This is a genomic window from Sulfitobacter sp. TCYB15 (assembly GCF_040435955.1).
GTDB lineage: Bacteria > Pseudomonadota > Alphaproteobacteria > Rhodobacterales > Rhodobacteraceae > Sulfitobacter > Sulfitobacter pontiacus.
The window spans coordinates 1,776,050-1,790,623 of record NZ_CP159193.1 but is presented as its reverse complement, the minus strand read 5'-3'; the positions used below and the strand labels follow the sequence as shown (position 1 = coordinate 1,790,623).

10 protein-coding genes and 2 tRNA genes are annotated in these 14,574 nt (G+C 57.4%); 7 read left to right on the top strand and 5 right to left on the bottom strand.

Annotated features, from left to right (window positions below):
- Positions 1 to 56: 56 nt before the first annotated feature.
- The gene (locus ABM428_RS08545) at positions 57 to 1,217 is read right to left on the bottom strand and encodes an RsmB/NOP family class I SAM-dependent RNA methyltransferase (RefSeq protein WP_243250078.1); all 1,161 of its coding nucleotides are present in this window, start codon (positions 1,215 to 1,217) and stop codon (positions 57 to 59) included.
- Positions 1,218 to 1,255: 38 nt separating this feature from the next.
- Positions 1,256 to 2,704 carry an IMP dehydrogenase gene (guaB, locus tag ABM428_RS08540; RefSeq protein ID WP_064215768.1) on the bottom strand — a complete coding sequence of 483 codons (1,449 nt, stop codon included), beginning with the start codon at positions 2,702 to 2,704 and terminating at the stop codon, positions 1,256 to 1,258.
- 240 nt (positions 2,705 to 2,944) lie between these two features.
- On the opposite strand from guaB, the gene ABM428_RS08535 reads away from it, so the two are divergent.
- The 3 genes from ABM428_RS08535 (at position 2,945) to ABM428_RS08525 (ending at position 5,731) form a co-directional block, all read left to right on the top strand.
- Entirely contained in the window at positions 2,945 to 4,981 is a 2,037-nt protein-coding gene (locus ABM428_RS08535; protein WP_132996693.1) for an ASKHA domain-containing protein, read from the top strand.
- Between the two features lie 89 nt (positions 4,982 to 5,070).
- A tRNA-Gly gene (locus tag ABM428_RS08530) sits at positions 5,071 to 5,144 on the top strand.
- A 164-nt stretch (positions 5,145 to 5,308) separates the two neighbouring features.
- Complete coding sequence (locus ABM428_RS08525; RefSeq protein WP_289084777.1) at positions 5,309 to 5,731, top strand: lysozyme inhibitor LprI family protein; 423 nt, start codon at positions 5,309 to 5,311, stop codon at positions 5,729 to 5,731.
- A 21-nt stretch (positions 5,732 to 5,752) separates the two neighbouring features.
- Here the strand turns inward: ABM428_RS08525 and ABM428_RS08520 are convergent, their stop codons facing one another.
- A complete protein-coding gene (locus ABM428_RS08520; RefSeq protein ID WP_037944103.1) occupies positions 5,753 to 7,081 on the bottom strand; it encodes an ATP-binding protein in 1,329 nt (442 codons plus the stop codon).
- Positions 7,082 to 7,126: 45 nt separating this feature from the next.
- Here ABM428_RS08520 and ABM428_RS08515 point away from each other — a divergent pair, with 45 nt between their 5' ends.
- The 4 genes from ABM428_RS08515 to ABM428_RS08500 all read left to right on the top strand — a co-directional run bounded on the left by ABM428_RS08515 (position 7,127) and on the right by ABM428_RS08500 (position 11,079).
- Positions 7,127 to 8,038, top strand: coding sequence for an MBL fold metallo-hydrolase (locus tag ABM428_RS08515; RefSeq protein ID WP_353627849.1), 912 nt, complete (start codon positions 7,127 to 7,129; stop codon positions 8,036 to 8,038).
- 81 nt (positions 8,039 to 8,119) lie between these two features.
- Positions 8,120 to 8,194 (top strand) — tRNA-Asn (locus tag ABM428_RS08510).
- A 117-nt stretch (positions 8,195 to 8,311) separates the two neighbouring features.
- The gene (locus ABM428_RS08505; protein WP_353627848.1) at positions 8,312 to 10,372 is read left to right on the top strand and encodes a site-specific integrase; all 2,061 of its coding nucleotides are present in this window, start codon (positions 8,312 to 8,314) and stop codon (positions 10,370 to 10,372) included.
- 158 nt (positions 10,373 to 10,530) lie between these two features.
- Complete coding sequence (locus ABM428_RS08500) at positions 10,531 to 11,079, top strand: hypothetical protein (protein ID WP_353627847.1); 549 nt, start codon at positions 10,531 to 10,533, stop codon at positions 11,077 to 11,079.
- A gap of 337 nt (positions 11,080 to 11,416) precedes the next feature.
- On the opposite strand, the gene mcrC is transcribed toward ABM428_RS08500, so the two are convergent.
- Together mcrC and ABM428_RS08490 are read right to left on the bottom strand one after the other, a co-directional pair.
- Entirely contained in the window at positions 11,417 to 12,478 is a 1,062-nt protein-coding gene (gene mcrC, locus ABM428_RS08495; RefSeq protein ID WP_353627846.1) for a 5-methylcytosine-specific restriction endonuclease system specificity protein McrC, read from the bottom strand.
- Entirely contained in the window at positions 12,478 to 14,286 is a 1,809-nt protein-coding gene (locus ABM428_RS08490; protein ID WP_353627845.1) for an AAA family ATPase, read from the bottom strand. Before ABM428_RS08490 ends, mcrC begins: the two co-directional genes overlap by 1 nt.
- Positions 14,287 to 14,574: the final 288 nt, after the last annotated feature.

The window sequence follows — 14,574 nt, the reverse complement described above, 5'->3', positions numbered from 1 at the left end:
GTTAATTTGGTATCAGGTCAAAGGAAATAACATCTTCAAGTTGTTTCAAAGATCCTTCAACGACGTTTAAAATGTGCCGTGAAAAATCCGTCACCATGCGCATCTACTTGGAAACGCTTGGTAAATACCTGCGTCCAGTCCGGGTTCCGCGCCAGAAACGCCGCAGCCCGATCTTCGTTTTCAGAGTGCAGAACCGAGCATGTCGCATAGGCCAGCGTCCCGCTTTTGGCGGTTAACGTGGCGGAGTGATCCAGGATTTTATCCTGAATTTGTGTCAATTCTTCCAGACGACCGGCTGTAAACGTCCACTTGCCTTCGGGCGACCGGCGCCACGACCCGCTCCCCGAACAGGGAGCGTCACATAGAACGACGTCAAAGGGGCCGGCCCCGTCCAGTTCATCGGTTGTCACCTGTCTGACGGTTGCACCAGCGCGGTCTGCGCGCGCGGGCAGGTCGACCATTCGGCGCGGATCGATGTCGTGGGCGAAGACAGTCGCATCGCGCCGCGCGGCCATCGCCAGCGCCTTGCCGCCGCCACCTGCGCAATAATCAAGCATCCGCTCAGCATCGGGAAGCGATGCCACAACCGCTTGGCTGGCCGCATCCTGAAGTTCAATATCACCGTGTAAGTAGCTGTCAGAGTTGCGAAGTTTCCGCTCCCCCTCTGTCACCGTCAGGGCGGTGGTGCAAAGGTCATTCGTGCGTGTTTCGATGCCGGCTTCGGCCAGTGCCTCTGCCACATCCGCGACCGTTGCCTGTGCCGTATTCACCCGGACCGAGATCGGTGCCCGCGATTGCAGAGCCTGCGCGACAGCTTCGGCGTCTGCCCCGAGCGACGCCTGAAACAGCGGTATGATCCAGTCCGGCAGGTTCCACAGGGTCGCCATATCACTTGGCGCGTTGGGGGCCGTGGCCTCTGCGTCCGACAACGGCAGTGGCGCGTGACCTTGCCCGTTGAACAGCGGCGCAAGGTCGATGCCCTGCGCCCGCAAGACGCCAATCATCAGCGCCCGCCCCGTGTCACCCCCCCCAAGGTGCGCGGCCAGCCGCCGCTGCCGCAAGACATCGAACACATGATCGCGCACCGCAGCACGGTCCTTGGACCCTGCATAGCGGCTGCCACGGGCCCAACGGGTCAAGGCTTGCTCCGCCGGGACGCCGTCCGCCATTGTGTTCAAAATCTCGATGGCGGCAGAGATGCGCGCGCCGGGGGTCATGCTTGGGTCACGTAGATTACGCCTTTGATTTAAGGGAGTTACCCGATGCGGTAGTTCGGGCTTTCGCGGGTGATCTGCACATCATGCACGTGGCTTTCAGACAGACCCGCGTTGGTGATCTTGACGAAAGTGCAGTTCTTGCGCATCTCTTCGACCGTGGCGCAGCCGGTATAGCCCATGGCCGCACGAAGCCCGCCGACCAATTGGTGCACAACGGCATTGGCAGAGCCTTTATACGGCACCTGACCTTCGATCCCCTCTGGCACCAGCTTGTCCGATGCGGCGTCTTTCTGGAAATACCGGTCGGCAGAGCCGCGCGCCATGGCACCAAGGCTGCCCATGCCACGGTAGCTTTTGAAGCTACGGCCCTGGTACAGGATCACCTCGCCGGGAGATTCATCGGTGCCCGCAATCATGCTGCCGACCATCGCGCAGGACGCGCCTGCCGCAATCGCCTTGGCGAAATCGCCCGAGAACTTGATCCCGCCGTCTGCGATGATAGGCACATCGCCCGCAGCTTTGGCGCAATCCATGATCGCCGTCAGCTGCGGCACCCCGACACCGGCTACCATTCGCGTTGTGCAGATCGACCCGGGCCCGATGCCAACCTTAACGGCATCCGCCCCCGCATCGATCAACGCACGGGTCGCGTCCCCTGTCGCGACGTTGCCCGCAACGATCTGCACGTCGGACGACAGGTCGCGGGCACGGCGCACCGCCTCTGCCACGCCGGCGGAATGGCCATGCGCGGTATCGATTACGATCATATCAACGCCCGCCTCGACCAATGCTTGCGAGCGTTCATAGCCCGCGTCGCCAACGGTCGTTGCCGCGGCAACGCGCAGACGGCCAAGGTTGTCTTTGCAAGCGGTGGGGTTCAGCACGGCCTGTTCGGTGTCTTTCAACGTCAGCAGACCAGTCAGCTTGCCCTTGGCGTCGGTGACCAACAGCTTCTCGATCCGGCGCGCCTTCATCAGGCTGATCGCCTCGTCGCGGTCGGCGGGCTCTTGCAGCAGCGCCAGATTGTCGGAGGACATCATCAGGCGTACCGGCGTGGCATCGTCAGAGGCAAAGCGCATATCGCGGTTTGTCACTATGCCCACAACACGGCCTGCTTCATCAACAACGGGGAAGCCCGTGACACGGTAGCGTTCCTGTAGCGCCTTGGCATCGGCCAGCGTCTGGTCGGGGCGCAGGGTGATCGGGTTGTAGACGATGCCGGATTCAAACCGTTTGACGCGGCGCACTTCCTTGGACTGTTCGTCGATCGTGAGGTTGCGGTGGATGACCCCCATGCCCCCCGCCTGCGCCATGGCAATCGCCATGCGGCTTTCGGTGACCGTATCCATCGCAGAGCTGAGCAGCGGAATGTTCAGCGCGATCGATTTGGTAACGCGGGTCCGCGTGTCAGCGGTAGACGGCAACACGTTGGATGCCGCAGGCACCAGTAGTACATCATCAAAGGTCAGAGCCTCACGAATCTCCATTTTGCACCTCGGCTTGCATGGGTTCATTTGGCGGTTTCATATTTCATGGATGGGTTTGATTGGAAAGACCCATTTGCACGCTAACTGCATTGCTCGACGCGCATACGTGATCCGCGCAGCCACTGTCATGGGGGTACAGGGGGCACAGACAGGCGCAGATGGCAGGAATTATGCCGCATCGCGGCTTTCACCTGCCGCCTGCTTCGCTATGGTGCGCCAAAGTGTTGAGGATAAAGATAGATGAGCAACGATCCCCTTGTGGTATTCACGCCTTCGGGCAAACGCGGTCACTTTGCCAAGGGCACGCCGGTGCTCACGGCGGCGCGGCAGTTGGGCGTTGATCTGGATTCCGTCTGCGGCGGGCGTGGCATCTGTTCGAAATGTCAGGTCTCGCCCGGATATGGGCAGTTCTCTAAGCACGGAGTCACCGTGGCACCGGATGCGCTGTCCGAATGGAACAGCGTCGAACAACGCTACAAGGACAAGCGCGGTCTGATTGATGGCCGCCGTCTGGGCTGTCAGGCGCAGATCATGGGCGACGTGGTGATCGATGTGCCCGCCGAAAGCCAGGTGCACAAACAGGTGGTCCGCAAACGCGCCGAGGCGCGCGATATCGTGCTCAACCCGTCGACCAAGCTCTTTTACGTCGAGGTGCAGGAACCCGACATGCACGACCCCTCGGGCGATCTGGAGCGGCTCTGCGACGCCCTGCGCGATCAGTGGCAGCTTGAAAATGTCACCGCCGATCTGCAAATCCTGCAAACGCTGCAACCTGCGCTGCGCAAGGGCGCATGGAAAGTCACCGTCGCCGTGCATTTGGGCGATGATGAGAACCCGGCCCGCATCATGCATCTTTGGCCCGGCTTCTACGAAGGCTCACTTTACGGGCTGGCGGTCGATCTGGGCTCCACCACCATCGCCGCGCATCTGTGCGACCTGCAGACCGGAGAGGTCGTGGCCTCTTCCGGCGTGATGAACCCGCAGATCCGCTTTGGCGAAGACCTGATGAGCCGCGTCAGCTATTCGATGATGAACGAAGGCGGCGCGGCAGAGATGACCCGCGCGGTCCGTGCCGGCATGAACACATTGTTCGATGAAATCAGCACCGAGGGCGGCATCGACAAGGGCATGATCGTGGATGCGGTGTTTGTCTGCAATCCGGTCATGCACCACCTGTTTCTGGGCATCGACCCGTTCGAGCTGGGTCAAGCGCCCTTTGCGCTGGCCACGTCAAACGCGCTGCGCCTGCGCGCCATGGACCTGGACCTGACCATCCACCCCTCTGCCCGCGTCTATCTGCTGCCCTGCATTGCGGGCCATGTGGGCGCGGATGCCGCCGCCGTCGCCCTATCGGAAGCCCCCGACAAATCCGACGATCTGGTGCTGGTGGTCGATGTGGGCACCAACGCCGAAATCCTGCTGGGCAACCGCAATAAAGTGCTCGCCTGTTCGTCCCCCACCGGTCCCGCCTTCGAGGGGGCGCAGATCAGCAGCGGCCAGCGCGCCGCCCCCGGCGCGATCGAACGGGTAGAGATTGACCCCGTTACCAAGATCGCCCGGTTCAAGGTGATCGGCAGCGACCTGTGGTCCGACGACCCCGCTTTCCTATCCGAGATCGGTGCCAGCGGCGTGACCGGCATCTGCGGCTCGGGCATCATCGAAATGGTCGCTGAAATGCGCATCCACGGGATCGTTGACGCCCCCGGCCTGATCGGCACGGCTGAACAAACCGGATCGGCCAATGTCTTTGCCGACGGGCGCACCAATTCCTATCTGGTCTATGATGGCACCGCCGATGGTGGCCCGCGCATCACTGTGACCAACCGCGACATCCGCGAAATCCAGATGGCCAAGGCAGCACTTTATTCCGGCGCGCGGTTGCTGATGGATAAATTCGGCGTCGATCACGTGGACCGCGTTGTGCTGGCCGGTGCCTTTGGCGCCCATATCAGCCCCAAGCATGCAATGATCCTCGGCATGATCCCCGACGCCCCGCTCGACAAGGTGACATCCGCCGGGAACGCCGCAGGCACCGGCGCGCGCATTGCCCTGCTCAACACCTCCAGCCGCGCCGAGATCGAAGAGACCGTCCGCAATATCCACAAGATCGAGACCGCCATCGAACCCCGCTTCCAAGAGCATTTCGTCAACGCCTCTGCGATCCCCAACGCGGTAGAGCCCTTCCCGATCCTCAACAGCATCGTCACCCTCCCGACCGAGACCTTCAACACCGGCGGCGACAGCTCCGGCGGCACCCGCCGCCGCCGCCGCCGCTAAGGTCTGCCCGCAACCATCGGCAAAGGGCGCGTCAGGCAAAAACCCCGCTTGACGCACCCGCCACATCGGATTAAGTCACCTCACGGCGCGCGGGTATGGTGAAAAGGTATCACGGCAGCTTCCCAAGCTTTAGTTACGAGTTCGATTCTCGTTACCCGCTCCAACATTCCCTAAAATCATCTCAATCCTTTTTGGGGATCGCGGCATGTCTCGCCGCTAAGGGCCGTTTGTCGATCATCGCCCTTGTCCCCACCGGTAGCATTCCGCCGTGCTTTGCGGCAGTATCTCTTTCGTAGCTTTGCCATGTCGCCCGAAAGGATACGCCAGATGTTGAAATACATGTTCTTTTCGCTGCTGTTGATCCCGGCAACGGCCACCGCTGACAAACTACCCCCTTCATCAGAACTTTTGTCAGACTGCACCGCGCCGCAGACAGATCCGGACGCCGTGCATCAATGTTTGTTTGCAATGGGCGATCAGGTGGAGCGCGACATGGTGCGCGCCTATCTCGATGCCCAAGCGGCGCTGGCTGCGTTTGATCAGGCGTTTTCTCGAAAGGCCGATGCCTCGGCGAGCGCGTTGCTGCAAAGCTCTCAGATCGCATTTGAAGAATACCGCAAATATCACTGCGCGTTTCCCGAGCGTTTGTCGTTGGGGGGAACGGCCGCGATCAACGTGACGCTGAGCTGCCGGATTGACCTGACGCGATCGCGTATTGAGCAGTTGCAAGACTACGCCACCGCACGCTGACGCCACCGGTGCCTTGGCGCATTACCGTGCAATGACGATATCGGCACGCAGACCGCCCAGAGTATCCGAGCTGCCCAACCTCAGCACGCCGCCATGCGCGCGGGCGATGTCGGTCGCGATGGCAAGGCCAAGGCCCACGCCGCCGCTGCCACTGTTCTGATTGCGCGCGGGGTCAAGCCGCGAGAACGGGCGCACGGCCTCGATGCGGCGATCCTCGGGGATGCCGGGGCCGTCGTCCTCCACCCTGATCCGCAGGGTTTTATCCGTCAGCAGCACAGATACCTCGGCCCGCGCCCCATAGCGCACCCCGTTCGAGATCAGGTTATCCACCGCGCGCAAAATCGCCATGCGGCGCAGGCGGACGGTGCCGGTGCCGTCGCCTTCGGGCGGGAGCAAGGTCACATTGCGACCAGCGCGTTGCGCATCCTCGACCGCGGTCTGCATCAGCGCGTGCGGGTCCAGGGGTTCGGCGTCCCCCTCTGCGGTGCCTTTGGCGAAATCAAGGAAGGCATCCAGCATGCCTTGCATATCATCGACGTCCTGCAACAGCGGCTCCGCATCGTCTTCGTCGATCATCGACAGGCCAAGCCGCATCCGCGTCAGGGGCGTGCGCAGGTCATGGCTGACCCCCGACAACATCAAGGTGCGCTGTTCAATCTGCCGCTCGATCCGTGCGCGCATATCGACAAAGGCCGCCCCCGCCGCACGCACCTCGACAGCGCCTGTGGGGGTATATGGCACGTGACGCCCGCGGCCAAAGGCTTCGGCTGCGCGGGCCAGCCGCTTGATCGGGCGCAGCTGGTTGCGCAGGTAAACGAAGGAGATCAACGTCATGACAAAGCCGAAGCTGAAGGTATACACAAACAGCTGATGCGGGTTCTGCGCCGAAATCCGGCGCCTCTCGAACTGGAGATCAAGCGGGCCAAAGCGCGACTGCACATAAAGATGCACCCCCGTGGGCCGCGTCAGATCAAGGCTCAGGAAGGATGGCAGATACTCATCGAACCGCGCCACCATCACCCGACCGGAATAATCATACCACGACATCCGGTTGCGCGTCGGCACCTCACTGGCGGATACAGGCGTCACCCCCATGTCCAGCGCGGCCAGCCGATCTTGCACCGTGGCCGGCACGGCAGCGGCGGACGGGGCATCATCGACCACCTGCATGACAAGTTCGACCTCGCGCAAGACCGTATCGGTCATCTGGTTGGTGACCCCCTCATAGTTCCGCTGTGCAAAGATCACGGTCATCACGAGTTGCAAGATCACCACCGGCAAAAGCAGGATCAGGGCAGCGCGCCCATAGATGCCACGGGGCATATATCGTTTGAGCCAGACGAAGAACATGGGATAGACCTTAGCCAGCCCCCTGCCCCAGCGAAAGGCCAAACCATGCTGCCCCCTGACGACTTCGACCCCGCCATCGGTATTGCCGAGATCTTGGAACCGGGCCTGCGCCGCATCGTGGCCGACAACCCCTCGCCCATGACCTACCGTGGTACGAATACCTATCTTCTGGGCACACGCGGCATCGCCGTGATCGACCCCGGCCCCGCGTCGCCGCGGCACCTGCAAGCGATACGTGATGCCATCGGACCCGACCAGCACATCAGCCACATCATCGTAACCCATACGCATCTGGACCATTCGCCCCTCGCGCGCGACCTTGCCCGTGCCTGCGGCGCGCCGATACTGGCCTTTGGCGACGCGTTTTCTGGCCGCTCTGCGGTGATGCAACAACTGGCCGCCGTGTCCGATATTGGCGGCGGCGAAGGCATTGATGCAGAGTTCATCCCCGATCGCCCCCTAACTCACGGAGAGACCATCGCCGGCGACGACTGGACGCTGAGCGTGATTCACACCCCCGGCCATATTGGTAACCACATCAGCCTTGGCTGGAATGACGCCTGTTTCACCGCGGATCACGTCATGGGCTGGGCCAGCTCGCTGGTGTCGCCGCCGGATGGGGATCTGACCGATTTCATGGCATCTTGTGCGGAACTGCAAAAAAACGACTGGCGGGTGTTCTATCCGGGACATGGCGCGGCGGTGACCGACCCTGCGGCAAGGCTCGACTGGCTGGTGTCGCACCGCCTATCGCGCGAGGCTGATATCCTGCGCGCCCTCGACCAAGCCCCCGCCACCGCCGCCCAACTTGCTGCCGCGATCTACACCGAAACCCCGCCTGCGCTACTGGGTGCCGCGACCCGCAACGTCCTTGCGCATCTGATTGACCTTACAGGCAAAAACCGCGTCGCCCCGGTTGAATCCCTCACTGCGACAGCCACCTTTCGCCGGGTCTGAAAATCTTTTGAAAAAATCTGGAAAAAAGTGGCAAAACCCTCTGGACGCCGGAAATTACCATAGCTATACGGTGCAGACCGTTCCGACGTAGCTCAGCGGTAGAGCAGTTGACTGTTAATCAATTGGTCGTAGGTTCGATCCCTACCGTCGGAGCCATTAAATCTTAAATACCTGATTTATATGGCATTTCTCTCCCTGGATTCGGAGAGATATCCCCTTGGCACAAAGCCTGTCCCTCCGCTTGGCACAATTGCTGGCACAGGAGTCGCAGACTTGCGCACCTCAATTACATCACAGATTCATCTCGAATACCGGAAAACCGGTTTTCATTGGCGCAGACGCCTGCCCCAGGCCCTACGGGCCTGGGGTGAACCCCCTTCAAACAAAAAAATGTCACTGATCTTTCCACTTCGTTCCCATGTCATTCCTGAGGCCAAGGCACTTGCTCTGAAACTGACCCTTCTGAGCGAGATCGCCTTCGCCGGGTTGACGGAGAGAACGATGGCGATTGCGCCCCACACAATGGAATCAATTCTGACCGAGCTCTGCCGCTTCATCATTGATGCAGCCGAAGCCGCGCGCGAGATTGCACCATGCCGCACTCCTGAAATCGCAGCTTATGAGTTGGCCTGCGTAAATGCCGCCATCGATACACTTCGCCATGCAATTGCAATGCGCGACCGCCAATCAGCAAGAGGCCCACTACAGGAGGTCGCACATCGCCTCGGTCTAATCCTCGATGAGAACGACCCTGACTGGCAACGGCTTGCCTTTCGGGCCCTTCGGGTCATGGTGGAGGCACAAGAAGAGATCTTGAGCCGTGAACAGGGAATATATGGAGGCTCAACGCAATGTAGATCCCTGCCCGATCAACCGATGATGCAACTGCAACGTACAGTTAAAGTTCCCGCCCCCCGTCCCTCACCACTCACCAACCCTTCTGAGTATGCACACCAACCGGCTGTTGACGTTACACTCTACGAACGAGCTGCCCCTCTTCAAACTCAGACCTGTGCTCCCATTGCCAAAGGTGCTTCACCAGCTGAACCGGATCCCACCCCGCAGATGCCTCAAAACGCCAAAAAAGGACGCAAAATCAACGCAATTGCAGAACACTATGTCGACCTGAGGTCCAAAGGGCACTCTACGTTCAAAGCAAACGAGACGCTCAGCAAAGACGCCGGAAAAAGCTGGGAGAAGAACTCCAGCGGGAACGTATACTCAACAGGACGGTTAATGGCCCTGGCATTGAATGACATCCCTTTGGACCAGGTTTCGGATAGCGAGTTAACCGCCGCATTCAACTTGCTCCAACGGGTCCCACGAAACTATCAGGCCGCGACAAGCAAACTCAGCCCGCAACAAGCGGCAGACGAAGCCGACACACAGGAACAGCACAACGCCCAGCTCACCCGCGCAAGAATGGAAAGCCAGGGTGCAAGTCCAGGCAAAATTGAGGTCACCATTTTAAGAGAGCGCATCAGACGGCTGAGCCCGAATACGATTTACCGCCACATGCAGGATTTCCAGCGCATCTGTAGGTTTGCTGTCATCCAAGGCGATCTCGCTGAAAACATCATGGCGGAGCATATTTGGAAGAAAACAGACGTTGATCAACGGACTTTAGAGGCCGAAGATACAGAACGACAGACGTGGGTCGGTCGCTTGGATAAGCTGTTCCGAACCCCTATCTTTCAAGACAAACTCGACGATATTGGCGACCCGCTATTCTGGGCCCCCTTGATCGCGGTCCATATGGGTTTTCGCAGCGAAGAGATCTTGCAGCTGAACTTAGCAGATATCGAAACCATCGGGGACGTGCCGTGTATTTGCCTCAAGCAAGGCCCAGGGCAAAATCTGAAGAGCCGAGCCGCCCGTCGTATTGTCCCAATCCATCAGAACCTTATTGACATCGGCTTTTTGGCTCTTGTCGTTAAACGCAAGCGTGACGGCGAAGAACGTCTTTTCCCCTGGCTGCAGCGAAGTGCATCGAAAGAGACTTTCACGGAAAATTTTTCGAAAAAGTTCACGCGCTACCGGAAAGACGTCGAGTGCTACGATCCCCAGCGCGACTTTCACAGCTTCCGCACGACCTTTAACCACCTTTTGATTGAAAGCAGATGCTTCGATAGCCACCGTCGCTACATTATGGGGCATGTCGATCGGGATGTTGGTATTACAAACTACAACCCGGACGGTTTTTCCAAGGCGCTTTTGTTGGACGATGTCAATGCCGTCGAGATCGACATTTCGATGATCCGTAGCCCGTTCGAAAATGCCAAACCGAGCAGCGTAACCCATTTGGCTGATCACCGCCTGGCAATGCCCTCATAGCCCCTCCATTGCGGCACCGACACAAACCCTAAACCGCAATTTATTGCTTTAGCGGGAGGTCCCGAATAGCCAATTAGCCCCCCCCTTTATCCAAAGTGTTTGGTAAGAAATGAAGCCTACCGCCAATGGACCAACACGCGTTAAACAAAGGACATTTCATGACAAAAACCACTGTAGAACAATACGCTGTACTCGATTTTGAAGCTTCAAGCCTCTCACTCGACAGCTGGCCGATTGAAGTCGGCATATCTTGGATCGAGCAGGGAAAGGTGCAAACATGGTCTTCATTGATTTACCCTGCCCCTGAATGGGATCTTTTGGATTGGTCAATCCAAAGCGCTGCAGTTCACAAAATATCCTTCGCTCATTTACGCGGCGCACCAGTCGCGGCGGAGATCGCGCCTGAGGTAATAAAACAGATGCACGGCAAGACCCTTGTGTCAGACGCCCCGAACCACGAGCAACACTGGCTCTCCAAACTGCTGGAAACTGATCCAACGTGTGATGTCCCAACTGTTGCGAACTTTGACAGCGTCAGCGCTGCGCTTTTCGATGGGTATGCGCTCGACATGCTCTACGAGGCCTTGGAGCGGACCACGGCCCCGCATCGCGCAGGCCCCGATAGCGCAAGACTTACCAAAGCATGGTTGAAGGCAAAGGAAATCGACGCCGAACTAAAGGGAGGAAAAACAGACAGAAAAAACTGACAGCCAGCATATACTAAGTTCGGCCGGCACTCTCGATATTCTTCGGTAAATTGACATTGCGAGCCTCAAAAAGCCGTAACATTGGAGGTCGCTTCCGGTAAAATGTCAAAACTTCAATTAGTTCAAAAAACTCCGGTTTACGACCGAAAGCAAGGTGCGCAGCTTACTGCGCTCCTACCCTCAACGCCTCACAGCTGAAACTGTCACATGGACCTTATTTGACTGGCGGCGCTGATTTCTCACAAGACACCAGAAAGGGCTGCTACCAAAGGCAGCAAAACTAATCTTCACATAGTGATTTGTGATCAGCTCGACTGGTCACAGATCAAACAACGTTTTAACTTCCGTAAACACTCTGCAGCTGCATCTCGAATGATTTAGCATCCCCCATGAGGTCAATCGTTTTGAAACGCATTCTGTGACCCTGAACAACCATCACCTCATCGATGGAACCTCCCGTTTGTGGATGCAAGAGCATCCCTTCTGCTGTTAGGCTGGCCGCGTCCTCGGGCCGTTCTTGGCTGCGCAAGTATGCGTAAATCTGATAAAGATAGCCACTTTTCAGGATGTTTTCTCGGTATGTCGACGCGGTGAAAATTGCTGTAAATTTAGTGTCGATTACTATCCGATGCGTAAATCCGACATTGGTTAGCTCAATATCAGTCTGCATCCCGGGCAGGACTGCAGCTATTCCAGCTGATGCGCTTTCGACTGGCCATGACAAACGCTTGCCCGTGTTGACGATCCAACCTTTGGGTTGCAGTTCGAGACGTAGCGCATTCCCCATAGCCTTTTCAAACAACCGGCGGATAAGGTGGTCGCTGGCGTCAGGCAAGGTGCCAGTGACACGTCCTGCGTCCTCGGTCGGAATGATGGTGTCAAACACCATCTTGGCCAGAGCCACCATGAAGCGATCTGCAGTCTCATTACGCCCTATCTGGTCACTGGCCAGTTCCGCCCAAGACGGACGTGGTCCGGTCACGCCCAAACGCGTAAAGTCCCCCGACAACTGTCGGCAGCGATGGGCCACCAGATCGTCCGATACCCGGCTGGCCAGATGGTCAAGGGCGGCCCGAACAACTCTGTTTCGAGGAGTTTGCATGGTATGCTCTTCAAAAAGACATGCAACTCGGCCCCTATCCATCAAACGCCGAGTTGTGGTTTCAAGCATGTCGATGCGCCCACGCACCCGCGAAAGAATTGCAGTCTTTGAACTGTACCCGCGCGAGAGGTTACGCCGTAAGCGTTCTTCCACCACATCAGTCAACAACCGAGCTACCAGATCAGGCAGGTCCCGAGCGACTTCCACCTGATGATCGAACCTCCCCTGATATTGGACAAGATCGGAAGCATAAAGAAAGAGAAGCCAAATATTCCGAAGTGGGATCGGTTCTGCCATTACAGCCCTACGCGCAGGGCTTGGGTCGCGTCCCGCGCTCGCTCTGGGGCATCGAACCAATACTCTTCCAACAATGGGGCGATTTCAGTATCGATTACCTCGGAGAACCAAACGCGAGCATCGGAACAGTCATCATCGCTTGGTGTGACGTACGAGTGACCTACCCTAAATTGAGGACCCAACGCACGATCTCGCGCAATCACTTCATTCAAAGCGCCTACTCGGTCACGGATCAAGGCGATCACATCCTCCGGAAAACTCTTGTCGCGGCACCAGTCTGCCCAGGCATCATTCAATAGAGGCTCCAGCGTCACAAAAGCAAACCTGCGCCTCAGGGCCAGGTCAACCAGCGCAAGTGAACGGTCGGCGATATTCATCGTGCCGATGATATACAAGTTGTCAGGCACATGGATTTTCTCGCCAGGAATTTTCCGGTATGCGAGTTCCATAGCATCGGCCCTGTTGCGCTTGGTGTTTTCCAGTAAGGTCAACATTTCACCAAAGACCTGCGCAGGATTTCCCCTGTTGATTTCTTCGATGATCAGCACGTGCGCCAGGTCTGGCTGGGCGCGTGCAGCCTCGATCACTTGCAGAAATATCCCGTCGGTCAGGGTCAACCCATTACTTGACGGGCGATAACCACGGACAAAATCTTCGTAGGACAATGATGGGTGAAACTGAACCGACCGTAGCTGATCTGGCAGAGGCGACTTGCGGTCGATCAAGGCCTTTGCCAGGCGCTTGGCTAACCATGTTTTTCCCGTGCCAGGCGGCCCTTGCAAGATCATATTTTTTTTGGAGGACAGACGGTCGACAAGACCAGTAAGCGTTTCGCGTTCAAGAAAACCGCCTTCAGAGATGATGTTGTCCACCGTGTAAGGCAAGATTTCCTGCTCTGAAAGGTTGTCGTCTTCCGCGGCATCTTCCGCCTCGCTAATGCTCATGGGATCAACGTTGGGGGCAAAGCGTTCGGCCCAGTATGAGTGGCCAAGGAAATATCCATAATCCTGTTCTGCTCCATCGAACGTGAATGCTACCAACCGGCGGGCCATGTCGTCTTCTTCGACACGTGCCCGCGCAACCGTTGTACGATAGGTATAGAAATACCATTCTTTGGGCGGATCGATTTCTTCCCAGTTCACTTCGACGGTCAGGCCGTCGCCTCGGTTGCCCATGATCGTACCAATAGCCTTGATCCGCATTACGCTTGCGGCACGGCCATAGTTTTCGAAAGGAACATCATTCTTTCGAGTAAAGGACGACTTAATCGCAATTCGGTCTCCGGATTTCATCTGTCGGACAAGCTTTGAAAATTTGTCTTCGTAGCCATTCTGCCAGATCCCATCGCGCAGGAAACGTTCTGTCTGGTCACCCTCTGACCATGACGCGCCCACAAACCAGAAACCTAAGCTGTCGGAAACCACTCCATCTTCGGGTGCCTTCTCCTCTTCGTCGTCCACGGCAAAGCCTTCGCGGGCAATACGAAAAATATTCGCAGCCCATTCATCAGAAAGGGTGGCTTTCCAACCAGCGTCAGACAGGCCCCAAATCCCTCTCGCTGGAGCTGTCATAACACCAGCCTTGACGAGGTAAGCCCGAGCGAAAGAAACCTTGTTCTCGAACTGTGACCCACCTTTTTTATGGGTGAGAGCCAAGAACTCGGCTGGGATTTCATAGTTTCCGATTATCTTCTGAAATACCTGCTTAGGCCGTGCCTGACCTTCAAATTGTCTCATAGATTCGATTACAGGAACAAAATAGCTCACGAACTGAGGCACACCCGCAATTTTTTTCTCATGCAAGCCCATAATACGAACCTCCGCTTTTCATCAATTTTCATGACGATCGCAGGGTTTCAATTAAAGGCCAAGTTGATAGTGGTCTCTGACTATCGGGACCGGATTGATATGGAGGATTCACCGTATTCATTTTAGGGCCAGTCCAGACATTGGATTCTTCCAAGCCTACCAGCTAACATTTGTAGAACTGCCGCAGAACAGGCCAGTTATACAAAGTCTTCAATAACCCACTTTTCGGAAAGAGAGCGGATGCAAAATCGGACATATAATACTACATCATTTTAGCGGGGAATTTTT